We start from the raw sequence: 23,145 nt of genomic DNA, 5'->3' as shown, positions 1-23,145 counted from the left end.
AAGGGTTGACAGTGACGGATACTCCCGAGTCCTTCGATAGCGAGCCGGTCGATCCGGCCGCCGCCATCGCGGCGGTGGTCCAGCACGACCGCATCGAGCCGGTGGGCCTCGAGGTGGAGATGCAGCGGTCCTACCTCGACTACGCGATGAGCGTGATCGTGGGGCGGGCCCTGCCGGACGTACGGGACGGACTCAAGCCCGTACACCGCAAGATCCTCTACGCCATGTTCGACTCCGGCTACCGTCCGGACCGCGGGTACGTGAAGTGCTCCCGGGTGGTCGGCGACGTGATGGGTCAGTTCCACCCGCACGGCGACTCCTCCATCTACGACGCGCTGGTCCGGATGGCCCAGCCCTGGTCGCTGCGCTACCCGCTGGTCGACGGCAACGGCAACTTCGGTTCGCCCGGTAACGACCCCGCCGCCGCCATGCGGTACACCGAGTGCAAGCTCGACCCGCTGGCGATGGAGATGCTCCGGGACATCGACGAGGACACCGTCGACCTCCAGGACAACTACGACGGCCGGGCCAAGGAACCGACGATCCTGCCGTCCCGGATCCCGAACCTGTTGCTCAACGGCTCCGAGGGCATCGCGGTCGGCATGGCCACCAAGATCCCGCCGCACAACCTGCGGGAGATCGGCGCGGCGGTGCAGTGGTGCCTGGAGAACCCGGACGCCGACGAGGCCACCACGCTCGACGCGCTGATCGAGATCGTCAAGGGTCCGGACTTCCCCACCTACGGGCTGATCGTCGGACACCAGCCGATCCAGGACGCGTACCGGACCGGCCGCGGCTCGATCCGGATGCGCGCCGTGGTCGACGTGGAGGAGGACAAGAAGGGGCGGGCCTGTCTGGTCGTCACCGAGCTGCCCTACCAGGTCAACCCGGACAACCTGGCCGAGCGGATCGCCGAGTTGGTCAAGGAGGGCAAGCTCGCCGGGATCGCGGACATCCGGGACGAGTCCTCCGGGCGTACCGGCATGCGGATCGTGCTGGTGCTCAAGCGCGACGCGGTCGCCAAGGTGGTGCTGAACAACCTCTACAAGCACACCCAGCTCCAGGAGACCTTCGGCGCCAACATGCTGGCGCTGGTCGACGGGGTGCCGCGCACGCTCAACCTGGCCCAGTTCATCCGGTACTACGTCGAGCACCAGATCGAGGTGATCCGGAGGCGGACCGCGTACCGGCTGCGCAAGGCCGAGGAGCGGGCGCACATCCTGCGCGGTCTGGTCAAGGCACTGGACGCACTCGACGAGGTGATCGCCCTGATCCGGCGCTCGCCCACGGTCGAGGAGGCCCGCCAGGGTCTGGTCCAGCTCCTGACGATCGACGAGATCCAGGCGACCGCGATCCTCGACATGCAGCTGCGGCGGCTCGCCGCGCTGGAGCGTCAGAAGATCATCGACGAGTTGGCGAAGATCGAGCTTGAGATCGCCGACTACAAGGACATCCTGGCCAAGCCGGAGCGGCAGCGGAAGATCGTTTCCGAGGAGCTCGGCGAGATCGTGGCGAAGTGGGGCGACGAGCGGCGTACCAAGATCCTGCCGTTCGACGGCGAGGTCTCCATGGAGGACCTGATCGCCCGCGAGGACGTCGTGGTCACCATCACCCGCACCGGCTACGCCAAGCGCACCAAGGTCGACCTGTACCGGTCGCAGCGCCGCGGCGGCAAGGGTGTCAGCGGCGCGACCCTGCGCCAGGACGACATCGTCAGCCACTTCTTCGTCTGCTCCACGCACAACTGGATGCTCTTCTTCACCAACAAGGGCCGGGTCTACCGGGCCAAGGCGTACGAATTGCCGGAGGCGAGCCGTACCGCCAAGGGCCAGCACGTGGCCAACCTGCTCGCCTTCCAGCCGGACGAGCAGATCGCCCAGGTCATCCAAATCCCGGACTACCAGGTCGCGCCGTACCTGGTGCTGGCGACGCAGAAGGGCCTGGTCAAGAAGACCAAGCTGGAGGAGTTCGACTCCAACCGATCCGGCGGCATCATCGCGATCAACCTTCGCGACGAGGACGAGCTGGTCGGCGCGGCACTTGCCGGACCCGAGGACGATCTCCTGCTGGTGTCCAAAAAGGCACAGGCGATCCGGTTCAACGCCACCGACGAGGCACTGCGGCCGATGGGCCGCGCCACCTCGGGCGTGATCGGGATGCGCTTCACCGACGACGACGTCCTGTTGGCCATGGAAGTGGTCACCGACGGGATGGATGTCCTGGTGGCAACGAACGGCGGGTACGCAAAACGTACGCCGATCGAGGAATATCCGGTCCAGGGCCGGGGAGGAAAGGGTGTGCTGACCGCGAAGATCACCGAGCGACGTGGTGGACTGGTCGGCGCAGTGGTGATCAGCCCGGACGACGAGTTGTTCGCGATCACCAGTAACGGCGGCGTCATCCGGACTCCGGTGAAGCCTGTACGCCGTACACGCGATCGGAACACAATGGGGGTCAAGCTTATGGACCTCCCGGATGGTGTGACGATCGTGGCCATTGCTCGCAATGCCGACGAGCCTGACGAACAGGACTAGTTGATGACGGAGACACAGGCGAAGTCGGGGAGTGCGGGGACCTCGGCCAACCCGGTCGATGAGGAGGCCGCCGCGGGCGGCGCACCAGCGACCGGCCGCGCGGCCGTCGGCCGGGCGGTAGTCCCCGCCGACGCACCGTCGCCGAAATTCACCCGGGCCCCCGGCATGCCACCCCCGCCGGATCAGCCCGGCGGGGAAGCGGGCAGCCGCCCGGCCGAGGCATCCGGCACCGAGGGCGGGTCGTCCTCGACGCCGTCCTCTGGCGCGGGAGCCGGCGCTGCCGCGTCGGCCAGCGGCCCGCCGTCCGCCGACCGGCCGAGTGGCCAGAATCGGCCGGGCGCGCAGAGCAGACCGTCGATGCCGGGCAGCTCCGGCGCCCCGGCATCGGGGCAGTCCGCTCCGGGGCAGACCATGCCGGGCATGTCCGTGCTGGGTCAGCCGGCTCCCGGCGCACCCACGGGCGGACCGGGCGGTTCCGACCAGGGTCGGGCGACGGGTTCGGCTCGGCCGGACCAGGCCGGTGGCCCGGCCCGTACGTTCGGCGGCGCTGCCGCGGTCGGTGCGGCCCGGGTGAGCGAGGCCGTACGTTCGGCCCGCAGTGCGGTCGGCTCCGCCGCCTCGCGGGGGCCGCGACGGGCCCGGCTGAACCTCAAGCGCATCGACCCCTGGTCGGTGATGAAGTTCTCGTTCGCGGTGTCGCTGGTGCTCTTCGTCGTCGTGATCGTGGCGACCTCGGTGCTCTACCTCGCGCTGGACGCGATGGGCGTGTTCGAGAGCGTCAACAGCAGCCTCACGGACCTGATCAACGCCGGTGGTGGGCAGAGTGACAACGCCCTGAAGATCACCGCCAAGGGCGTGATCCTCAGCTCTGCGTTGATCGGGCTGGTGAACGTGGTGCTGTTCACCGCGCTCGCAACGCTCGGGGCGTTCGTCTACAACGTCTGCGCCGACCTGGTCGGCGGGATCGAGTTGACCCTCGCCGAGCGCGACTGACAACGTGCCGACGCCGGGGCTCCGCAGATATTGCGGTGGCCCCGGCGTTTTGCATTCGGTAGCGTCTGCGACGACCGCAGGGTTACCCGCGCACAGTTCGTTGTCGCAGGTCAGTCTGGGGGTCAGCCCCCGAGTTGGGACCTGGCCCGTAGGTACGGTAACCTTGCTCGTCGCACGGGGCTATAGCTCAGTCGGTTAGAGCGCAGAGCTGATAACTCTGAGGTCGCTGGTTCGATTCCAGCTAGCCCCACTTTCAGATCGTCCGACAGCAGTCGAGCGTGAGGGACTGTCATGTTCAAGAAGCTTCTGATCCTCGCCAGCGTTGTCGGCGTGGCGGCCCTGATCGCCAAGAAGGTCAAGGAATCCAACGACGAGCGGGCGCTGTGGCACGAGGCCACCACCGCACCGGACCTCCGGTAATTCGCTCGACCTGGATTGCCCGACCTGGCGGCGTCAGCCGCCCTTCGGGGCCATAGCTCAACTGGCAGAGCACTGCCTTTGCAAGGCAGGGGTTAGGGGTTCGAGTCCCCTTGGCTCCACCAGCACTTTCGTACGTCAGCTCCTGCTTGCCCAGTCCAACCGGAGCAGGGCGCCGGGGACGTACCTGGCCGAGTAGGGCCTGTCGCCCGCCGGACTCGTACGCTGTCGCGCGTGGGAGATCTCGCCAGCACCTTACTGACGGCGGTCGGCGTGTTCGCGGGCACGAACGTCGACGACATCATCGTGCTGACGGTGCTGTTCCTCTCCGCACGCGCCAACGGCTCACCGAAGGTGTGGCAGGTCTGGACAGGACAGTACGCCGGGATCGGCGTACTGGTGGCGGTGTCGGCGGTCGCGGCCCTCGGGTTGACGATCGTGCCGGACGAGTGGGTGGGTCTGCTCGGGCTGCTGCCCTTCGCGTTGGGCGTAAGCGGGTTGATCGCCGCGGTTCGCGCCCGTGGGCAGGACGAGCCGCCGGGGGCGGCGGTGGCGACCGGCCTGGTGTCGGTGGCCGGGGTGACGATCGCCAACGGTGCCGACAACATCTCCGTCTACACCCCGCTGTTCCGTACCGTCGGGTTGGCGGACAGCCTGGTGACCGTGGTGGTGTTTGCCGCACTGACCGCGGTGTGGTGCCTGGTCGGCTCCTGGCTCGGCTCGCACCGGCAGGTCATCGCGATCGTGCAGCGGTACGGGCACTGGATCGTGCCGGGGGTCTTCATGGTCATCGGCGCGGCCATCGTGATCGAGTCCGGGGTGATCGGCCACCTGCGGTGAGCCGGCCGGCGGCACCGGTGGCGGCCGAGCGGCCCACGGGCACGCTCGGCCGGTAGCACCGCCGTGCGGCGAGCCTGTCGTCAGGCCTCGACCGGGTCGGACTGGGTGCCGACGATCGCCTGTAGGGCGGCGACGTGGGCCCGGTACGCGGCCCGCCCCTCGGGGGTGAACTGCAGCCAGACCCGGGGCCGGGTTTCCCGGACCGCCTTGCGTTGTGTCACGTAGCCGGCCTCGGCCAGGACCGTCACGTGTTTGCTGAGCACGGAAGCGCTGACCGACAGCCGTTCCTGGACCACGCCGAACTCGATCTCGGCGACGCTGTCGAGCAGCGCGCAGATCAGCAGCCGGTTCGGTGCGTGGATGACCAGGTTGAAGCCGCCGGGCTCCGGCGCCTGCGCGGTCATGCCCCCGCTCGCAACTGGCGGCGGTGCCACCAGCCCACGCCCAGCACCGTCCCGGAGTTGACGATGGCGGCGACGATCCAGCCCCATTCGCGGCCGGAGTCGTCCAGCCAGGCGGCGGCCAGCGTGACGAGCACCAGCGGTGTCGTGGCGAGGATGATCCACCGAGCGTTGACCTTGCCGACCTGCGGTACGACGCCGGCCCGGTCGAAGAAGACCCGCACGACCGCCCCCATGATCGCGACCAGCGCGAGCGTGACCACGATGGTGGCCGCGGTGGGTAGCAGTTGACTCAGGGTGGTCGCGCCGAGCATTGCCGCCACGGCTGCGAAGTACCAGCTAGGTGCGAGTCTGCGGCCGAGTGAGGACTGCGCGTCTCGCACCTGGCGCAGGGCCGCGGCGGCCTCGGCCGGGGTGGGTCGGTGGGCGGTCGAGTCGAGGGGTGCATCACTTGCCATGACGGAAAGTCTCGCTCAGACTTTCCGTCATGGCAAGTGAAGACTTTCGGTAGCGGAAACTCAGGAGTTCCCGTCAGCGGTCACGCCGCGACGGCCGCCTCGGCCACCTGTTCGGCGTCGGGCCGCAACTGCGGGGTGGCGATCGTGACCACGAGGTTGAGGATCGCGAACACGGCGGCCACCATCAGTCCACGGTGGAAACCCTCGACCAGTGCCTGCTGCTGGTCGATCCCCTGGGCGACCGCGTCGGTGGTGCGGGTGATGGACAGGGTGGTGACGATGGCCAGCCCCAGTGCGCCGCCGACCTGGTAGACGGCGGTCACCACGCCCGAGGCGGCACCCGCCTCGTGGTGCGCCACGTCGGCCACGGCGGCGATCTGGGCCGGTACGCCGACGCCGAGAATGCCGAGTCCGAACAGGACGAAGCCGGGCAGCAGTTCACTGGCGTAGCTGCCGGTCGCGCCGGCCTGGGAGAGCAGCAGCAGACCGGCGACGCTGAGCACCGCGCCGGCTAGCTGGAGCGTACGGGTGCCGATCCGGTGTACCAGCTGGGTGGCGAGCGCGGCGCCCACGATCGCGGCCGCGCCCATGGGCAGGAAGTGCACGCCCGCGGCCAGTGGCGAGTCTCCGCGTACCTGCTGGAGGTAGATCGCGGTCAGGAAGAACATGGAGAGGAAGGCGGCGCCGTTGAGGGCCAGGGCGGCGCTGGAGACGCTCAGGGCGCGCGAGCGGAACAGCCGCAGCGGTACGAGTGGTGCGGCGGAGCGGGCCTCGACCGCGATGAAGGCGATCAGCAGCACGATTCCGCCGGTGAGGAAGCCGACCACTTCGAGCGAGCCCCAGCCGCTCGCCTCGGCGCGTACGACGCCGAAGACCACGGCGAGCAGTCCACCGGTGCCGAGGATCGCGCCGGCCACGTCGAAGGTCCGGTTGCCGTGCTCGTCGTGGCGGATGTCCCGGACGAAGGTCGGGATGATCGCGACCAGGGCGATCACGATCGGCACGTTGACGAAGAAGACCCAGCGCCAGCTCAGTGAGTCGACGAGCAGCCCACCGGCGACCACACCCAGGGTGCCGCCGAGCCCGGCCAGGCCGCCCCAGACACCCATGGCGATGTTGCGGGCCCGGCCGTGCGCGAAGGTGACGGTGAGGATGGCCAGCGCGGCCGGCGAGAGCAGCGCGCCGCCCAGACCCTGGACGGCTCTTGCCCCGATCAGCAGGCCCGGCGAGGTGGCGAACCCGGCGAGCAGGGAGGTCACGCCGAACAGGACGAGTCCGCCCACGAACACCCGGCGAGGTCCGAGCAGGTCGGCGGCACGTCCGCCGAGCAGCAGGAAGCCGCCGAAAAGCAGGGTGTACGCGCTGATCACCCATTGCAGGTTGTCGGTGCTGAAGTGCAGGTCGGACTGGATGTCGGGCAGTGCGACGTTCACGATCGTCACGTCGAGCACCACGATGAACTGGGCGAGTGCCAACACCGCGAGGGTGGCCCAGGGACTGCGTCGCATTGCGTACCTCATAGGGAAGCCGACGGCTGGTTTGTGTACGGCGTAGGTATACGACGTACGTTTACAACGTAGACGTCAGGTCTACGCCGTACACACGCCTGCGGCGAGCTATGAGCAAGGACACAGGGTCAGCGGCCTACGCCGACTCGGGTCAGCTCCAGCAGTTCGTCCACCGACCACTGGTCGTAGGCGTGGGACCCGTACTTGCTGGCGATCAGCCGGCCGTCGGTGTCGAGCAGGAAGTCGGCGGGTAGGCCGATCCGGCCGTTGGGCTGGCTGGTCGAGGGCAGGGGTTTGCCGTGCCGGACGACCGCCACCAGGTCGAGCGTGACCGACCGGAGGATCGGGCCCCACACTCGCGGGTCGAGCAGGGCGCGTGGGGCAGCCTCCACCCCGAACGCGCGGTACCAGCGCCGGTCCGGGTCGGCGATCACCGCGAACGGAAGATCGGAGGTGTGTTCGCGCAGCTCGTCGGCGTCGGAGTGGAAGAAGACCACCTCGCGTACGCCGGCCGCCTCGATCTCCGCGTGCCGGCGGGCCACGGAACGCAGGTGCAGGTTGCAGACCGGGCAACCGGCGAACCGGCGGAACTGGAGGTGGACAAGTCGATCGGCGTCGGGCACGGCGACGGGCTCACCGTCGACGGTGACCAGTTCCAGGGGTGCGACGACGTGTCCGGGCGGTAGTCGGTGGGCGTTGTCTCGGTGCATGTCCGTCCTCCTTGTAGGCGTACGGCGTACTCCTACGAGCGTAGGCGTATGGCGTACGCTGTCAAGGCCATGCCTCGTCCGAAGTCCCTCACCCACGAGCGGATCGCCGCCGCCGCGCTCGCCGTGATCGACCGCGCCGGGCTCGACACCCTGTCGATGCGTACGGTCGCGCAGGAACTCGGCATCGGCACCATGTCGCTGTACCGCTACGTGGAGGACCGCGAACAGCTCGAACAGCTCGTCGTCGACCTGGTGCTGAACGACCTGGACCCGGCCCGGCCAGACGGCTCCTGGACCGAGCGTGTGATCGTGCTGGCCGAGCGGGTCCGGGACGCGGTCGGCGCGCATCCCGCCGTCGTACCGCTGTTCCTGAGCCACCGGCACCGCAACCGGCACGTGATGGCCTGGGGTGAGGCGGTGCTCGGCACCCTCACCGAGGCCGGCTTCGCCGACCGGCGGCGGGTCGTCGCCTTCCGTACGCTGATCAGTTATCTGGTCGGCGCGTTCAGCGCCGAACAGCTCGGCCCGCTCTCGGGGCCGGGCACGATCGTGCTCGCGGAGTTGCCGCCCACACCGTTCCCGCTGCTCGCCGAGACCGCCCGCACCGCGCGGGAGATCCCCGCCGCCGAGGAGTTCCGTGGCGGGCTCGCCATCCTGCTGGCCGGACTCGCAGCGACCAACCCACCGTGATCACACGCCGACAGCCGAACGAGGGCGATCGGCAGGGCTGACAAATGTCATGGTCAGGTGGTGACGCGCGGCCGATCGGGACCGGCACCCGGCGGCGCAACCTGGTCCCATGACGAGATCAACGACCGCGGTGCCGGTGGCCCGACCGGTCGCCAGCGGTGCGGGGACCCCCGCCGTCGAGCTGACCGGACTGACCAAGACCTTCGGCCCGGTGACCGCCGTCGACGGGCTCAGCCTGCGCATCGAACCCGGCGAGGTGGTGGCCTTCCTCGGGCCGAACGGCGCCGGCAAGACCACCACTATCGACATGCTGCTCGGCCTGGCCCAGCCGACCTCGGGCACCGTACGGGTCTACGGGCAGGCGCCCGCCGACGCGATCGGGCAGGGCCGGATCGCCGCCGTCATGCAGACCGGTGGCCTGCTCAAGGACCTGACCGTGGCCGAGACGGTAAGGATGACCGCCACCTTCTTCAGCCACGCCCGCCCGGTGACCGAAGTGCTCGACCGGGCCGGCATCACCGGCATCGCCGACCGTCTGGTCGGTAAGTGCTCCGGCGGCCAGCAGCAGCGGCTCCGGTTCGCGCTGGCGCTGCTCTCCGATCCGGACCTGATGGTGCTCGACGAGCCGACGACCGGGATGGACGTCGAGGGGCGGCGGGACTTCTGGACCGCGATCCGGCAGGACGCCCGAGCGGGTCGCACGATCCTGTTCGCCACCCACTACCTGGAGGAGGCGGACGCGTACGCCGACCGGATCGTGCTGGTCCGGCAAGGGCGGATCGTCGCCGACGGCACCAGCGCCGAGATCAAGAACCTGGCCGCCGGCCGGCTGGTACGGGCCACGCTGCCCGGCGCCGACCAGGTACGGCTCGCCGCGCTGCCGGGCGTCGACTCGGTCGAGGTACGCGGCGACACCGTACTGCTGCATGCCACCGACTCCGACGCGGTGGCGCGGCACCTGCTCACCACCACCGCCGCGCGGGACCTGGAGATCACCTCACGCAACCTGGAGGACGCGTTCATCGCCCTCACCGCCACCGAGGCCCCGAACCGTGGCACCACCACCGCAGGTGACGCGGCAGGCGCTGCCGTCGAAGACCGGAGGACCCGATGACCAGCACCGCCTCGCCCGTACCTGCCGTGAGCCGGCAGCGCCCGCCGCTGGGTGGCTTCACGTCGACCTTCCTGCTGCTGGAGATCCGCCGGGTGCTGCGCAACCGCCGTACGATGATCTTCATCCTGGTCATGCCGGCGGTCTTCTTCCTCCTGTTCGGCCTCCCGCAACGCGGCCAGACCCTCGACAACGGATCCCCGGCCACCGGCTACATCATGATCAGCCTGGCCGTGTACGGCGCCATGGTCGCGACCACCAGCGGCGGTGGCATGGTCGCGGTCGAACGCGCGCTGGGCTGGAGCCGGCAACTACGGCTCACCCCGCTGCGCCCAGCCGCGTACGTGACCACCAAGGTGCTGACCGCGATGGCGCTCGGCCTGGTCGCGGTCGTGGTCGAGTTCGCCGTCGGCGGTCTTTCCGGCGTACGGATGCCGCTGCACGTCTGGCTGCTCGCCGGGCTGGCCGCCTGGATCGGCTCGCTGGTCTTCGCCGCCTTCGGACTCTTCGTCGGCTACCTCGCCCCGGCCGAGAACGTGATGCAGTTCCTCGGCCCGATCCTCGCCATCCTGGCCATGTTCGGCGGCCTCTTCGTGCCGCTCGAAGTGCTGCCGCAGGCCATGCAGGACATCGCCAGGTTCACCCCGGTGTACGGCGTCGGCGAGATCGCCCGCAGCCCGCTGACCGGATCCGGGTTCACCCTGGGCGCGGTGGTGAACGTACTGGCCTGGACCGTCGCCTTCGGCTTCGGCGCCGCCCGCCTGTTCCGGCGGGACACCCAGCGGGTATGACCGGCGACACCGCCGGGCTGGCTAGGGTGGGCTGGTGACCTCCCCGCCCCGTTCGGCCTGGTGGTGGCCTGGCCGCCACGGCCGGCGGGACCTCGGCTGGGTGGTCGGCGCGATCTGGCTGGTCTACCTGGGTCAACCGATCAGCTCCGCCTGGCACCACCCGCCCGGATTAGCCCGGGACCTGGCGGTCGGCGCGCTCGCCGCCTTCGGCCTCGCCTACGTGCTCATCTTCGTGCTGGTGGTCCGGGCCCGGCTCCGCCGCGCCAGCACCGGTACGCCGACCACCTGGGGAATGCTCGACACCCGGCTCAACTGGGTACTGCTCGCCCTGCTGCTCTGCCTCGGCCTGCTCGCCATTCCCGGTGCCGGTGCGGACTGGCTGGTCACGATCGTCTACCTCGCCACCGCGGCGGTGCTGCTGCTGCCACGGCGTACCGCCCTGCTGGTGGTCGCCGGGCTGGCAGCGGTCGCAGCGGTCCTGCCGCTGGCCGTACCGGCCTGGCGCAGCCAGTCCGACCTGGTCTTCGCCCTGCTGCTGGCCGCGTTCGCCACCTTCGGCGTGATCCGGCTGGCCGAACGGAACTCCGACCTGCTCCGGGCACAGCGGGAGATCCACCGGCTGGCGGTCGCCGGGGAACGGGCCCGCGCCGCCCGCGACCTGCACGACATCCTCGGCCACTCGCTGACCGTGGTGGCGGTGAAGGCCGAACTCGCCGGCCGGCTGCTGGAGGTCGACCCACACCGGGCCGCCGTCGAGATAGCCGACGTGGAGCGGCTGGCCCGTGAGGCGCTGGCGGACGTACGGAGCACCGTCGGGGCGTACCGTGAGGTCACCCTGGCCGGCGAACTGGCCGGCGCCCGGTCGGCGCTGGATGCGGCGGGCATCCGGGCCGACCTGCCGGACTCCGTGCCGGAACTGCCGGTCGGCCTGGCCGAGTTGTTCGGCTGGGCGGTCCGCGAAGGGGTGACCAACGTGGTACGACACAGCGGCGCCGGGCGCTGCACCATCCGGCTCGGCCCCGACCACGTCGAGGTGCTCGACGACGGCCGGGGCCCGGTCGGCGACGGCGAGCCGGACCACCCGACCACCGGACCGGATCCCGCGTACGGCGGCCACGGGCTGATCGGGCTGCGGGAACGAGCCGAACAGGCCGGCGCGCGGGTGAAGCTGGGCCGAGGACCGGGCGGCCGGGGTTTCCGGTTGCGGGTCGAAGTGGACCGTGCACATGCCGGGTGAGTGCATCCGGTTGCTGCTCGCCGACGACCAGGCGCTGGTCCGGGGTGCGCTGGCGGCGCTGCTCTCCCTCGAACCCGACCTGACCGTGGTCGCCGAGGTCGGGCGCGGTGACGAGGTGCTCGACGCGGCCCGGCGTACGGCACCCGACGTCGCGCTGCTCGACGTGGAGATGCCCGGCCTGGACGGGATCGCCGCCACCGCTGCCCTGCGTGCCGGCGTACCGGGCTGTCGGGTGTTGGTGGTCACCACCTTCGGCCGCCCCGGTTACCTGCGCCGGGCGATGGAGGCCGGTGCGGACGGCTTCGTGGTCAAGGACACCCCGGCCCGGCAGCTCGCCGATGCCGTCCGCCGGGTCCACGCCGGGCTGCGCGTGGTCGACCCGACCCTGGCCGCGGAAACCCTGGCCAGCGGGGTCAGCCCGCTCACCGAACGGGAGACCGAGGTGCTGCGGGCGGCCAGGGGCGGCGGCACGGTGGCCACGCTCGCGGCGGCCCTGCACCTGTCCGAGGGGACCGTACGTAACCACCTCTCCGCGGCGATCGGCAAGACCGGGGCGCACAACCGGACCGAGGCGGTACGGATCGCCGAACAGAACGGCTGGCTCCTCGGCGACTGAGCCCGGCTGCGTACCCGGCCCGTCGCCGGTCGTAGCTCTGGCCCTCGATTCATGCGCATGGTGTGATACGTCGGGATCATGACCGAGGGATCGATCGCGGCGGAAGTGAGGGCGGACCAGTGGGCCAGGAAGTACGCGGTGTCATCTCGAGGGCCAAGGGCGCACCGGTGGAGGTCGCCACGATCGTGGTGCCCGACCCCGGACCGGGCGAGGCCGTGGTGCGGGTGCAGAGCTGCGGGGTCTGCCACACCGATCTGCACTACCGCGAGGGTGGGATCAACGACGACTACCCGTTCCTGCTCGGCCACGAGGCGGCCGGGATCGTGGAACAGGTCGGCGCGGGTGTCACCGACGTAGCGCCGGGCGACTTCGTCGTACTGAACTGGCGGGCGGTCTGCGGCGACTGCCGGGCCTGCAACAAGGGCAAGCCGTGGTACTGCTTCAACACCCACAACGCCAAGCAGAAGATGACCCTCACCGACGGCACCGAACTGTCGCCGGCCCTGGGCATCGGCGCGTTCGTCGAGAAGACCCTGGTGCACGCCGGACAGTGCACAAAGGTCAACCCGGCGGCCCGACCTGCGGCCGTGGGCCTGCTCGGCTGTGGCGTGATGGCCGGCCTCGGTGCGGCGATGAACACCGGCGGCGTGACCCGCGGCGACTCCGTCGCGGTGATCGGCTGCGGCGGCGTCGGCGACGGCGCGGTGGCCGGTGCGGTGCTGGCCGGCGCGACCACGATCATCGCGGTCGACACCGACCCGAGGAAGCTGGAGTGGGCCAGGGGGTTCGGCGCCACCCACACCGTGAACGCCCGCGAAACCGACCCGGTCGAGGCGATCAAGGCCCTGACCGGCGGCTTCGGGGCGGACGTGGTGGTCGACGCGGTCGGCCGCCCGGAAACCTGGCAGCAGGCGTTCTACGCCCGTGACCTGGCCGGCACGGTGGTCCTGGTCGGGGTGCCGACACCGGAGATGAAGGTCCCCGAGTTGCCGCTGCTGGACGTCTTCGGACGCGGCGGGGCGCTCAAGTCGAGCTGGTACGGCGACTGCCTGCCCAGCCGCGACTTCCCCCTGCTCACCGAGCTTTACCTGCAGGGCCGGCTGGACCTGGACAGCTTCGTCACCGAGGAGATCGCGCTGGAGCAGGTCGAGGAGTCCTTCGCCCGGATGCATCGCGGCGACGTACTCCGCTCTGTGGTGATCTTCTGATGGCCACCCGGATCGACCACGCGGTCACCTCGGGCACCTTCTCCCTCGACGGCCAGACCTTCGACGTGGACAACAACGTCTGGGTGATCGGCGACGACCACGAATGCGTGGTGATCGACGCACCGCACGACGTGGAGGCGATCAGGCGTACGGTCGGCGACCGGCGGGTACGGGCGATCCTGGCCACGCACGCCCACGACGACCACGTACGCGTCGCGCCGGAACTGGCCGAGGCGACCGGCGCACCGGTGCTGCTGCACCCGGACGACCGGGTGCTCTGGGACCAGGTGCACCCGGACGTCGTACCCGATGGTGAGCTGGCCGACGGGCAGACGATCGAGGTGGCCGGGGTGGTGCTCACCGTGCTGCACACGCCGGGGCACAGTCCGGGCGCGTGCTGCTTCCACGTACCCCGGCTCGGTGCGGTGTTCACCGGTGACACCCTCTTCGCCGGTGGCCCGGGTGCGACCGGGCGGTCGTTCAGCGACTTCGGCACCATCGTCGCCTCGATCCGGGACCGGCTGCTGGGACTGCCAGCGGAGACCGTGGTGCACACCGGCCACGGCGACCGTACGACGATCGGCGACGAGGCGCCGCACCTGGAGGAGTGGCTGGCCCGAGGTCACTGACGCCGGGGCAAGCTGGTCAGGCGTCGAGGTAGGTGAGCACGGCCAGGACCCGCCGGTTGTCGTCGTCGGAGGGCGGCAGGCCGAGCTTGCTGAAGATGCTGTTGATGTGTTTGCTGACCGCCTTCTCGGTGACGAAGAGCCGTCCGGCGACAGCCGCGTTCGAGCGTCCCTCGGCCATCAGGCCGAGGACCTCGCGCTCGCGCGCGGTCAACCCGGCGAGGGGTTCGTCGCGGGTGCGCCGGGCCAGCAACTGGGCCACCACCTCGGGGTCCATCACCGTGCCGCCGGACGCCACCTGGCGTACCGCGTCGACGAACTGCCCCACATCGGACACCCGGTCCTTGAGCAGGTAACCCACCCCGCCGCTGCGGTCGGAGAGCAGTTCGCGGGCGTAGAGCTGCTCGACGTGCTGGGACAGCACCAGTACCGGCAGTCCGGGGACCTGCGTACGGGCTGCGATCGCGGCCTGCAGGCCCTCGTCGGTGAACGTCGGCGGCAGCCGTACGTCGACCACGGCCACGTCTGGCCGGTGGGTGGTCAGCGCCGGCAGCAGGGCGGGACCGTTGTCCACCGCCGCGACCACCTCGAAGCCGAAGGCGGTGAGCAGCCGGGTCAGGCCGTCCCGGAGGAGGGCCAGGTCTTCCGCGATGACAACTCGCACGAGAGCTCCATGGTGACGACGGTCGGTCCACCGGGCGGGCTGGTGACGGTCATCGTGCCATCGAACGCGGCCAGACGACGCCCGATGCCGGGCAGGCCGGTGCCCCGGTCAGGATCGGCGCCGCCGTCACCGTCGTCGCCCACCACGGCAACGAGCCGGCCGTCGGTGTGGGTCAGCTCGATCCACGCCGTCCTGGCGCGGCTGTGCTTGGTCACGTTGGCCAGCGCCTCGGCGACGGCGAAGTACACGGCCGACTCGACCGGTGCCGCCGGCCGTCCGGGCAGGTCCACCCGTACCCGTACGGGCAGCGGCACGGCCAGGGCCAACGCCTGTACGGCACCGCTCAGGCCGCGTTCGGCGAGCACCGGCGGGTGGATGCCGCGTACCAGGTCGCGCAGCTCCACCAGGGCCCGGCTGCTGGCCTCCCGTGCCTCGCCCAACAGCCGTTGGGCGGCCTGCGGGTCCCGGCCGACCAGTTCCTCGGCCAGCCCGATCGTCATGCCGACCGCCACCATCCGGGCCTGGGCGCCGTCGTGCAGGTCCCGTTCGATCCGGCGCAACTCGGCGGCCTGTGCGTCGACCGTCTCCGCGCGGCTCTCGGTCAGGTCCCGTACCCGTCGGGTCAGCGCGGCCGACCGGGTCGGTGCCAGCAGCCAGCGGGCGAAGAGGGCGTGTACGCGCAGCGCCAGCGGTGCCGCCGCCAGCCCGGTGGCCAGGATGAGCACACCCTGTGGGAAAACCAGGAGCCTGGTGGCCAGGTCGTCGACGGGCCAGGTGGCGGCGTAGCCGAACGGTCCCAGCACCACCCCGAGCAGGACCGGTTCGAGCACGACGCCGAGCAGGCCGTACAGGATCAGCAGGGTGGGTACGAGTCCGAGCACCAGGCCCACCGGGATTTCGAGCAGCAGCCAGAGCAGGTCGCGCCAGGTCGCCGGATCCGTGACCGTGCGGCGGTAACGCTGCCAGGGGTTCTGTCGCCCGTCCGGCTCCGGCCGGTACGGGACCGGGATCGGGACCTGTGCCCAGGTACCGGCCAGTCGCCGTCGCAGGTTGGCGACCCGGCGTACGGCGGCCGTGACCACCGGTACGGCGAACAGGCCGACACCGACCACCGTGGTCAGGACGGACAGCACCGACAGCACGATCAGTGCGATGTTCGCGGTGACGGCCAGGGCGGCGTCGGGTAGCCCGCGCAGGGCGCAGAGGAGTCCGCGGCGGCCCCACGGCCGCAGCGACCGGATCCACGGGTGCAGAGTCTGACTGACCATGTGACCAGTGTGGAGGGTGCCTCGCCGGAGATCAGGGGTGCTAACACCACCGGAGGTTCGGGACGTGCCACCCCTGTGCCAGCCGGCCTGATCGGATTGGCTCGAAGCCATGAACATCACGAGCGTTTTCGTCCGGGCCGTACTCGGCCTGACCGTCATCTCCACCGTCCTCACCGGAACCGGCGGCGCGTCGGCGGGACCGCCGGCCGCTGGGCGCGACCCGGCCGTGGTCCGTACCGACAGCGGTTCGGTGCGGGGTGTTGTCGCCGACGACCACCGGTCGTTCCTCGGCATCCCGTACGCGGCGCCGCCGATCGGCGAGCTGCGCTGGAAGTCGCCGCGTCCGCCCGCGAACTGGGCCGGCGTACGCGACGCGACGGTGCCCGGTGCCGCCTGCGCCCAACCCGCCGGGATCCCGATGGGCCGCCCGAGCACCGCCGAGGACTGCCTCTTCGTCAACGTGACCACACCCGCCCGCACCAGCGGCAAGCGGCTACCGGTGATGGTCTGGCTGCACGGCGGCAGCCTGAAGTACGGTGCCGGCGACATCTACGGCGCGGAGTCCCTGGCGGTACGGGGCGACGTCATCGTCGTGTCGGTCAACTACCGGCTGGGCATGTTGGGCTTCCTGGCCCACCCCGCGTTCGAGGCCGGCACGGCCGCCTCCGGCAACTTCGGCATCGAGGACCAGCAGGCGGCGCTGCGTTGGGTACGCAGCAACGCAACCGCCTTCGGGGGCGACCCGCGCAACGTCACGCTGTTCGGCGAGTCGGCCGGCAGCTTCAGCACCTGCGCCCACCTGGCCGCACCGGCCTCCGCTGGGCTCTTCCACCGGGCGATCATGCAGAGCGGTCCGTGTACCGCCGGCTGGTCGCCGTCCACGACGTCGTCGTTGCGGCCACGGGAGACAGCCAAGGCCGAAGGGCTCTCGGTGGCGCGGGACCTCGGCTGCACGGATCCGGCCACCGCCGCGTCCTGCCTGCGCGGTGCGGGCGTGACGGAGCTGTTGGACAAGAGCGATCGGATCGAGTTCGGTCCGGTGCTCGGTGGTCCGGTGCTGCCCGTCGACACGGCCCGTGCCCTGGCCGCCGGCCACTTCAACCGGGTGCCGGTGATCCACGGCGGCAACCGTGACGAGGAACGGCTGCGGGTGTGGGGGATGGAGGTACGCGGCGAGAACTGCGGACCCGGGGTGCCGTCGCTGCCCGGTCGGCCCAACGAGTGCCCGCTCACCGCGGACCAGTACCGCGACGAGTTGGACGAGCTGTTCGGTGCCGACGCGGCGAAGGTGCACCGGCGCTACCCGAGTGAGGCGTACGAGTCGCCGAGCGTGGCGCTCGGTGCCGTACTGACCGACTCGATCTGGTCCAGGCCGATCCTCGACACGGTGAAGACCCTGGCCCGGCACACCCCCACGTACGCCTACGAGTTCGCCGACGACCGGGCCCCGTTTTTCGTCGGTGCGCAGGAGCCCGGCTTCCCGCTGGGGGCGTTCCACACCTCGGAACTGCCGTACCTGTTCGGCGTCGACTACGCGGCACCGCTCAGTGACGCCCAGGTCCGGTTGGCGGAGCAGATGATCGGCTACTGGACGCGCTTCGCGCACACCGGTAACCCGAACGGCGGGGGTGCGCCGTACTGGTCCGAGTTCTCCGGGCAGCGGGTGCAGTCCCTGGCGCCCGGGGCCGTCGGGCCCGTCGACTTCGGCCGGGAGCACCGGTACGACTTCTGGCGGTCCCTCGACAACTGAACGCCCGCGTCTACGTCCCCCGGTGGCTGCCACCGGGGGACGTGCCGCCGTCCGGCCCCGCCCCGGCCGCGCCCGCGTCCGCGTCCGCCCCGTCCTTGGGCGAGTCCCCGTCACCGCCCGGACGATCGCCCGAGCCGTGGTCATCGACGGAACCGTCGGGCGAACCGTGGCCCTCGCGCAAGCCGTGGCCGTCGGGCGAGCCGTGGCCCTCGGGCGAGCCGTGGCCGTCGGGCAAGCCGTGGTCATCGGACGAGCCGTGGCCGTCGGGCGAGCCGTCGGCTGGGGCGTGGTCGTCGTCCGGGCGGACGAAGAACCGGCTGAGGGTGCTGCTGGCAAAGGTGGCGCCGAGCGCGCTGCCTGCGGCGATGCCCCAGCCGAGCGGGCCGAGCGGGGTGCAGCCGAAGAACTGGCTCACCCCCGGCGTCTGGATCACCCCGGCCAGGACCGCCAGCGAGCCCGCGGTCGAGACGAGTACGGCTGGGCTGGCCCCGCCGTCCACCACGGTCTGGCCGAGTTGGGTGCCGACCAGCGAGGCAAGCGCGATGGTGCCGGCGCGGCGCTGCCGCCCGGTGTACCGGGCCAGGGTCCACCCGGCGGTGGCGCCGAGGGTGGTGGTCGCGGCCCGCGACGCGATCTCCCGGTTCAGACTTCCGCCGAGTGAGCTGTCCGGACCTTCGAGCAGTAGACCGTCGGTGGCGTCCGGGTTGGGTGCCCGGATCGCGATTGCCATCGCCGGGGCCAGGTCGGTGAGCAGGTTCACCAGCAGGAGCTGGCGACCGTTGAGGGCGGAGCGGCCGGTCGCGGCGGCGGTCAGCACGCTGAACGCGATCTCGCCGAGGTTGCCGCCGACCAGGATGCTCAGGGCGTGGCGTACCGAGGACCACATGGCCCGGCCCTCGACCAGGGTGGCGATGATCGTTTCGAGTCGGTCGTCGGTGACCACCAGGTCGGCGGCGGCGCGTGCGGCGGGGGTGCCGCGTTGACCGAGCGCGATGCCGACGTCGGCGAGCCGGATCGCGGGCGCGTCGTTGGCCCCGTCACCGGTCATCGCGACCACCCGCCCGGCCTGTTGCAGCGCCTGGATGATCCGTACCTTGTGGGCCGGGGTGCACCGGGCGACCACGTCCGTACGGGCGAGTCGCTCGGCGAGCGCCGCGTCGTCGAGTTGGTCGAGTTCGGTGCCGGTGGCGACCCGCTGCTCGGTGTCGTCGGTGCTGATGATCGAGGCGATCGCGGCAGCGGTGCCCGGATGGTCGCCCGTGATCATGATGGTGTGCACGCCGGCCTGCCGGATCCGGGCGACCGCGGGCGCCGCGCTGGCGCGTACGCCGTCGGCCAGGGTCAGGCAGCCGATGAACGTCAGGTCGGTGACGTCCGTGTCGGTGACCGAGTTGTGGCCGAGCACCCGCTCGGCGACCGCCAGCACCCGCTGCCCGGCACCCGCGTGCCGGCCCATCATCTCCTGGAGCGCTTCCCGGCCGGCGTCGTCCAGCGGCTCGTCACCGTCGCGGGTCCGCTTCCGTCCGCAGCGGGGCAGGATCGTCTCCGGTGCGCCCTTGACGCTGAGCAGGTACGTCTGGTGCCGGTTGCCGACCGTGGCGTGGTAACCCCGGGACGGCTCGAACGGCAGCGCGGAAGCGTAGTGCCAACTGCGGCAGCCGGTGGTCGGCTGGACCTCGGCGGTCTGCGCGCCGACCAGCACCGCCCGGTCGGTCTGGCCGCTGAGCTGCTCCGGCTGCTCCGCCTCCGGGGTGGCCCGCAGGGCGGCGGCGAGGACGTGGCGCAGCGTACGGTCGAGCGCGTCGACCTCGGCGTACCGCTCGCTGTCGCCGACCCCGGCGAGCCGCAGGTGTCCCTCGGTCAGGGTGCCGGTCTTGTCGAAGCAGAGCACGTCGACCCGGCCGAGGGCCTCGATCGTGCGCGGGTTGCGGACCAGCGCGCCATGGTCGGCCAGCCGCCGGGCGGCGGCCAACTGGGCCGCGCTGACCAGGAACGGCAACCCCTCCGGCACCGACGCCACGGCGAGGTTCGCGGCGGTCGCGGCCGTTTCGGCCAGCGGTACGCCCCGGAACAGTCCCGCCCCGGCGACCGCCATCGCGGCACCGGCGGCGACCGGGATGGTGGCCTTGGTCAGCTTCGTCAACCGGGCCTCGACACCGCTGGTCGGCGGCGCCTGGCGGGCCAGCGCCATGCCCCGGCCCACCTCGGTGTCGGAGCCGGTGGCGACCACCACCGCGACGCCCCGGCCGGCGGCGACGGTGGTTCCCTCGTAGAGCATCGAGTGCCGGTCGGCGACCGCGGCGGCGACCACCGACCGGCTGTCCTTGGCGACCGGCAGGGACTCGCCGGTCAGCGACGACTCGTCCGCCTCCAGCCCGGCGGCCTCCAGGACCCGACAGTCGGCCGGGATGGCGTCGCCCGGTCCGACCAGGACGATGTCGCCGGTGACCAGGTCGGTGGCGGTGACCACCCGTTCGCCACCGTCGCGCCGGACCCGGGCGGTGACCGCCGACCGCGACAGCAGTTCGGACAGCGACTTCTCGGTGTTGATCTGGTGGATGGCACCGATCAGCGCGGAGAGCCCGACCACGCCGCCGACCAGCGCGGCGTCGACCACCGAACCGACCGCCGCGGAGAGGCTGGCCCCGGCGGCCAGCACCGGGGTGAGCGGGTTGGCGAGTTCGTCGACGAAGGCCCGGCCGAGGTTGGTGCCCTGGTGGTCGTCCGAGCCGGTGTCGCGCCCGCGGCGTTGCGCTTCCTGCGAGCTGAGGCCGTCCGCGCTGGTGTCCAGCCGGGCGAGCACGGTCGGCACCGGCATCAGGTGCCATGGTGTGGCGACCCCGGTCGGTCGGGCGGTACCGTGCGTGGGCAGCCGATTGGCCCGCCAGATTCCGTTGGCCAGCGCCATCGCACCGGCCAGGTTGACGCTGTTCATCGTCCGGCGGGGCAGCATGTTCACCGGCGAGGTGAAGGCGGTAAGTGCGCCCAGGCTGGTGCCGGCCGCGGCCAGGGCGATGTTCTGCCGGGTCAGCGCCTTGGCCACACCGACCGCCTCGACGATGAAGGCGGGCACCTCCAGGTCCGCGCCGACCAGCAGGTGCGCGCCCCACGGCGGGGCTTCCGCCGGGTGCCAGATGCCCAGTCCGCAGTCGGCCGCGCCGAGCGCTCGCCGGTCGCCGGAGACGAGCATGACCATCGCCCCTCCGGCCTGCAACGAGCGGATCGACGCGGTCAGTTCGGTCCCGCCGGGCACCACGGCGTCGGCGAAGTCGTACCGGTCGGCGTCAGCGCTCGCCACGACCAGCCGTACGCCGACCCGGCGGGTTGCCGACGGCAGGGCGTCGACGCCGGGTGCTGGCTCCGGCTCGTACTTGACCGCGGCCGCCAGTTCACCGCCGTGGGCCAGGCCGAGCACGCTGCCGCCGGAGTCGAACAGCCGGCTCGCCTCGGGGTGGTCGCTCGGCGCGGCCAGACCCAGTTCGGCGAAGGAGCCGAGCCGCCAGCCGTCCGCCTGGCGCAGTTCGTCCGGGGCGGTCGGGTCGAACAGGGTGAACGCCTGGGCGGCCACCTCCTCCGGGTCGCCGGCCAGTGGCACCAGGTCGGTCAGCGTGCCCCGGTTGGAATGCAGCACCGACTCGTCCAGCACCAGAGTGTCGACCCGGTCCAGTTCACGCAGCACCGAGCGGTCCATGGCGATCACACCGCGGGCGGCGAGCGCCCGGCCGAGCTGGGCGGCGTAGCTCTCGCGGCCGTCGAACGGCGCGTTGGAAAGGCCGGACATGGCCAGCGCGGCGGCCCGTTTGGGGCCGGCGAACGGCAGCGCGGTCGCCCCGGCCAGGGCCCCGGCGGTGAGCATCCGGGCGACGTACCGCTCCAGCGGGCCGTCGGGCTTGGGGCGGGGTCGCCCGTCGAGCAGGGGGCCGGCCGAGGCCAGTTCGGGCGTACCGGCGAGCCGGGGTTCGGCCTCCTGCCAGGCGGTGAGCTGGGCTCGCGCCTCCTGCCACTGCAACACCCGCTGCGCGCCGTCGAGCAGGATTCCCGCCCATCCGCCGGTCAGGCCGAGCGCCAACGCCTCGGCCAGCGGCAGGAACGAGTCCGCGCGATGGTCGCCGCGCAGGCTCTGCCCGACCAAGGCGTGCAGCTTCGGGTGCATGTCGATCGCCTTGAGCAGGCCGGCGAACTCACCCGGTAGCGGGGTGAAGGGCAGGATCCGGGTGGCGACGGTCAGTCCGAGACCGAAGGCGTCGGCGGCCAGGGTGGAGACGGCACGCCGGGTACGCGGGCCTTCCTCCGGCGGGTGCGGTTGCCGGTCGTCGGGGTGGTGCTCGCAGTCATCGGTACGTTCGGTAGCGACGATCGTCGCGATCAGGTCCCGCAGCCGGGGTGCGGGTTCACCGACCGCCACCACCACCCGGCCGGTGGGTGCGTTGACCCTGGCCCAGCGCACTCCGGGGATCCGTTCGAGTGCTTCCTCGACCCGGTGGGCGAGCCGTTCGCTGCCGGGCTGGGCGACGCCGCGTACCTCGATGTGGTGCCGGCCGGGTCGGGACCGTACGCCGCGCTGGGTGAGTCCGGCGGCGCGTGCACCCTGGCCGGCCAGGGCGCCCGCCCGGTTGGCCAGCTCCTGCGCACCTCGGGAGACACCGCTGAGCAGGTTCGAGACGGTTGGTGTCGGCAGGGCTCCGGTGAGGTTCAGTCCGAAGGGCGTCATCGAGCCGCGCGGATGACGGCTTCGTGCCGCTGCGACTGCTGTCGACTCCTGATGCTCGTGTACGCCATATCGCCCCCCGGATCCACGGTCGGCCCTGGCTTCCCAGGTGTGGGTGCGTTATGCGCGCCAAGGTGACGAAGTTTCCCGGTTTTCGCCCCTCCCGGCGCATGGACGCCGTCGACGGTGGAATGCCAACCGGCACACGTCGACCCTGGGAGGCAGCCATGAACGTCAGCGTCCTGCATGACCCGCGCAAGGTGGTCGAGTTGTACGCCGGAAGGGTGCGGATCCCCGGTTTCGGCGAGATCGCGGTCCCGCCCACCGACAAGATCGCCTACTACGCCGGTCTCGGCCTGCTCGCCGCCCTCCAGATCATCGAGTGGCCGCTGGCGTTGGTGATCACCGCCGGGCATCTCATCGCCGACCAGCACTTTTCCGGGTTGGCCAAAGGGTTAGGCGAGGCGTTGCAGCAGGCGTAGCGGCTCGGTACGCCTCCGGCCCGGTCCAATCCGGTTGACCTCAACCACGGTTCATGTCCGATGCTGGTGCCCAGCGACCGGTCGACCACCGGCCGGAGTGGAAGGGGCGCCGCCTCATGATCGAGTTGTCCCG

General features: G+C 71.3%; 19 protein-coding genes, 2 tRNA genes and 1 pseudogene. 15 read left to right on the top strand and 7 right to left on the bottom strand.

The features are described from left to right. Positions 1 to 11: 11 nt before the first annotated feature. From gyrA to AB0J90_RS14850, 6 genes are all read left to right on the top strand, one after another. Positions 12 to 2,534, top strand: a complete 2,523-nt coding sequence (gene gyrA, locus AB0J90_RS14875) for a DNA gyrase subunit A (protein ID WP_363595986.1) — start codon at positions 12 to 14, stop codon at positions 2,532 to 2,534. A gap of 3 nt (positions 2,535 to 2,537) precedes the next feature. Then, complete coding sequence (locus AB0J90_RS14870) at positions 2,538 to 3,527, top strand: DUF3566 domain-containing protein (protein ID WP_363595984.1); 990 nt, start codon at positions 2,538 to 2,540, stop codon at positions 3,525 to 3,527. Between the two features lie 176 nt (positions 3,528 to 3,703). Continuing rightward, positions 3,704 to 3,777, top strand: a tRNA-Ile gene (locus AB0J90_RS14865). Positions 3,778 to 3,818: 41 nt separating this feature from the next. Beyond that, entirely contained in the window at positions 3,819 to 3,947 is a 129-nt protein-coding gene (locus AB0J90_RS14860; protein WP_211349269.1) for a DLW-39 family protein, read from the top strand. Positions 3,948 to 3,993: 46 nt separating this feature from the next. Then, a tRNA-Ala gene (locus AB0J90_RS14855) sits at positions 3,994 to 4,069 on the top strand. Positions 4,070 to 4,178: 109 nt separating this feature from the next. Continuing rightward, positions 4,179 to 4,784 carry a cadmium resistance transporter gene (locus AB0J90_RS14850; RefSeq protein WP_363595982.1) on the top strand — a complete coding sequence of 202 codons (606 nt, stop codon included), beginning with the start codon at positions 4,179 to 4,181 and terminating at the stop codon, positions 4,782 to 4,784. 80 nt (positions 4,785 to 4,864) lie between these two features. Here AB0J90_RS14850 and AB0J90_RS14845 read toward each other — a convergent pair whose 3' ends face one another. The 4 genes from AB0J90_RS14845 to AB0J90_RS14830 form a co-directional block, all read right to left on the bottom strand. Then, positions 4,865 to 5,188 carry a transcriptional regulator gene (locus AB0J90_RS14845; protein WP_363595980.1) on the bottom strand — a complete coding sequence of 108 codons (324 nt, stop codon included), beginning with the start codon at positions 5,186 to 5,188 and terminating at the stop codon, positions 4,865 to 4,867. Beyond that, entirely contained in the window at positions 5,185 to 5,643 is a 459-nt protein-coding gene (locus tag AB0J90_RS14840) for a hypothetical protein (RefSeq protein WP_363595978.1), read from the bottom strand. Before AB0J90_RS14840 ends, AB0J90_RS14845 begins: the two co-directional genes overlap by 4 nt. 80 nt (positions 5,644 to 5,723) lie before the next feature. Next, complete coding sequence (locus AB0J90_RS14835; protein ID WP_363595976.1) at positions 5,724 to 7,151, bottom strand: MFS transporter; 1,428 nt, start codon at positions 7,149 to 7,151, stop codon at positions 5,724 to 5,726. Between the two features lie 128 nt (positions 7,152 to 7,279). Beyond that, positions 7,280 to 7,861: a peroxiredoxin-like family protein gene (locus AB0J90_RS14830; RefSeq protein WP_363595974.1), complete on the bottom strand. Its 582-nt coding sequence runs from the start codon at positions 7,859 to 7,861 to the stop codon at positions 7,280 to 7,282. A 69-nt stretch (positions 7,862 to 7,930) separates the two neighbouring features. On the opposite strand from AB0J90_RS14830, the gene AB0J90_RS14825 reads away from it, so the two are divergent. The 7 genes from AB0J90_RS14825 to AB0J90_RS14795 all read left to right on the top strand — a co-directional run bounded on the left by AB0J90_RS14825 (position 7,931) and on the right by AB0J90_RS14795 (position 14,143). Beyond that, positions 7,931 to 8,551, top strand: coding sequence for a TetR/AcrR family transcriptional regulator (locus AB0J90_RS14825; RefSeq protein ID WP_363595972.1), 621 nt, complete (start codon positions 7,931 to 7,933; stop codon positions 8,549 to 8,551). Between the two features lie 109 nt (positions 8,552 to 8,660). After that, the gene (locus AB0J90_RS14820; RefSeq protein ID WP_363595970.1) at positions 8,661 to 9,665 is read left to right on the top strand and encodes an ABC transporter ATP-binding protein; all 1,005 of its coding nucleotides are present in this window, start codon (positions 8,661 to 8,663) and stop codon (positions 9,663 to 9,665) included. Beyond that, positions 9,662 to 10,453, top strand: coding sequence for an ABC transporter permease (locus AB0J90_RS14815; RefSeq protein WP_363595968.1), 792 nt, complete (start codon positions 9,662 to 9,664; stop codon positions 10,451 to 10,453). The genes AB0J90_RS14820 and AB0J90_RS14815 overlap by 4 nt, the downstream gene beginning before the upstream one ends. A 34-nt stretch (positions 10,454 to 10,487) precedes the next feature. After that, positions 10,488 to 11,690, top strand: a complete 1,203-nt coding sequence (locus AB0J90_RS14810) for a sensor histidine kinase (protein ID WP_363595966.1) — start codon at positions 10,488 to 10,490, stop codon at positions 11,688 to 11,690. Then, a complete protein-coding gene (locus AB0J90_RS14805; RefSeq protein ID WP_363595964.1) occupies positions 11,680 to 12,306 on the top strand; it encodes a response regulator transcription factor in 627 nt (208 codons plus the stop codon). Before AB0J90_RS14810 ends, AB0J90_RS14805 begins: the two co-directional genes overlap by 11 nt. 119 nt (positions 12,307 to 12,425) lie before the next feature. Further along, positions 12,426 to 13,514, top strand: a complete 1,089-nt coding sequence (locus AB0J90_RS14800; RefSeq protein ID WP_363595962.1) for an S-(hydroxymethyl)mycothiol dehydrogenase — start codon at positions 12,426 to 12,428, stop codon at positions 13,512 to 13,514. Then, the gene (locus AB0J90_RS14795) at positions 13,514 to 14,143 is read left to right on the top strand and encodes an MBL fold metallo-hydrolase (RefSeq protein WP_363595960.1); all 630 of its coding nucleotides are present in this window, start codon (positions 13,514 to 13,516) and stop codon (positions 14,141 to 14,143) included. Before AB0J90_RS14800 ends, AB0J90_RS14795 begins: the two co-directional genes overlap by 1 nt. A gap of 16 nt (positions 14,144 to 14,159) precedes the next feature. Here AB0J90_RS14795 and AB0J90_RS14790 read toward each other — a convergent pair whose 3' ends face one another. Together AB0J90_RS14790 and AB0J90_RS14785 are read right to left on the bottom strand one after the other, a co-directional pair. Continuing rightward, positions 14,160 to 14,804 (bottom strand): response regulator transcription factor, encoded by a 645-nt coding sequence (locus AB0J90_RS14790; RefSeq protein ID WP_363595958.1) that lies wholly within the window; start codon positions 14,802 to 14,804, stop codon positions 14,160 to 14,162. Continuing rightward, positions 14,756 to 16,072, bottom strand: a complete 1,317-nt coding sequence (locus tag AB0J90_RS14785; protein WP_363595956.1) for a sensor domain-containing protein — start codon at positions 16,070 to 16,072, stop codon at positions 14,756 to 14,758. Before AB0J90_RS14785 ends, AB0J90_RS14790 begins: the two co-directional genes overlap by 49 nt. Before the next feature lie 109 nt (positions 16,073 to 16,181). Here AB0J90_RS14785 and AB0J90_RS14780 point away from each other — a divergent pair, with 109 nt between their 5' ends. Further along, positions 16,182 to 17,822 carry a carboxylesterase family protein gene (locus AB0J90_RS14780; protein ID WP_363595954.1) on the top strand — a complete coding sequence of 547 codons (1,641 nt, stop codon included), beginning with the start codon at positions 16,182 to 16,184 and terminating at the stop codon, positions 17,820 to 17,822. Between the two features lie 313 nt (positions 17,823 to 18,135). Here the strand turns inward: AB0J90_RS14780 and AB0J90_RS14775 are convergent. Then, a pseudogene (locus AB0J90_RS14775) lies at positions 18,136 to 22,533 on the bottom strand (HAD-IC family P-type ATPase); the annotation flags it as partial. Between the two features lie 224 nt (positions 22,534 to 22,757). Here AB0J90_RS14775 and AB0J90_RS14770 point away from each other — a divergent pair. Then, positions 22,758 to 23,012, top strand: coding sequence for a hypothetical protein (locus tag AB0J90_RS14770; RefSeq protein WP_363595952.1), 255 nt, complete (start codon positions 22,758 to 22,760; stop codon positions 23,010 to 23,012). Positions 23,013 to 23,145 lie beyond the last annotated feature (133 nt).

The organism is Micromonospora sp. NPDC049523, assembly GCF_040676775.1.
Lineage (GTDB): Bacteria > Actinomycetota > Actinomycetes > Mycobacteriales > Micromonosporaceae > Micromonospora_G.
The sequence above is the reverse complement of the archived record's forward strand: the minus strand, read 5'-3'. Positions and strand labels throughout refer to the sequence as shown.

Excerpts from the sequence above, each read along its gene's own strand:
- AB0J90_RS14830 (WP_363595974.1), bottom strand. The coding sequence starts at position 7,861 with ATGCACCGAGACAACGCCCACCGACTACCGCCCGGACACGTCGTCGCA.
- AB0J90_RS14845 (WP_363595980.1), bottom strand. The coding sequence starts at position 5,188 with ATGACCGCGCAGGCGCCGGAGCCCGGCGGCTTCAACCTGGTCATCCAC.
- AB0J90_RS14795 (WP_363595960.1), top strand. The coding sequence starts at position 13,514 with ATGGCCACCCGGATCGACCACGCGGTCACCTCGGGCACCTTCTCCCTC.
- AB0J90_RS14840 (WP_363595978.1), bottom strand. The coding sequence starts at position 5,643 with ATGGCAAGTGATGCACCCCTCGACTCGACCGCCCACCGACCCACCCCG.
- AB0J90_RS14870 (WP_363595984.1), top strand. The coding sequence starts at position 2,538 with ATGACGGAGACACAGGCGAAGTCGGGGAGTGCGGGGACCTCGGCCAAC.
- AB0J90_RS14780 (WP_363595954.1), top strand. The coding sequence starts at position 16,182 with ATGAACATCACGAGCGTTTTCGTCCGGGCCGTACTCGGCCTGACCGTC.
- AB0J90_RS14835 (WP_363595976.1), bottom strand. The coding sequence starts at position 7,151 with ATGCGACGCAGTCCCTGGGCCACCCTCGCGGTGTTGGCACTCGCCCAG.
- AB0J90_RS14825 (WP_363595972.1), top strand. The coding sequence starts at position 7,931 with ATGCCTCGTCCGAAGTCCCTCACCCACGAGCGGATCGCCGCCGCCGCG.
- AB0J90_RS14820 (WP_363595970.1), top strand. The coding sequence starts at position 8,661 with ATGACGAGATCAACGACCGCGGTGCCGGTGGCCCGACCGGTCGCCAGC.
- AB0J90_RS14805 (WP_363595964.1), top strand. The coding sequence starts at position 11,680 with ATGCCGGGTGAGTGCATCCGGTTGCTGCTCGCCGACGACCAGGCGCTG.
- AB0J90_RS14785 (WP_363595956.1), bottom strand. The coding sequence starts at position 16,072 with ATGGTCAGTCAGACTCTGCACCCGTGGATCCGGTCGCTGCGGCCGTGG.
- AB0J90_RS14815 (WP_363595968.1), top strand. The coding sequence starts at position 9,662 with ATGACCAGCACCGCCTCGCCCGTACCTGCCGTGAGCCGGCAGCGCCCG.
- AB0J90_RS14770 (WP_363595952.1), top strand. The coding sequence starts at position 22,758 with ATGAACGTCAGCGTCCTGCATGACCCGCGCAAGGTGGTCGAGTTGTAC.
- AB0J90_RS14860 (WP_211349269.1), top strand. The coding sequence starts at position 3,819 with ATGTTCAAGAAGCTTCTGATCCTCGCCAGCGTTGTCGGCGTGGCGGCC.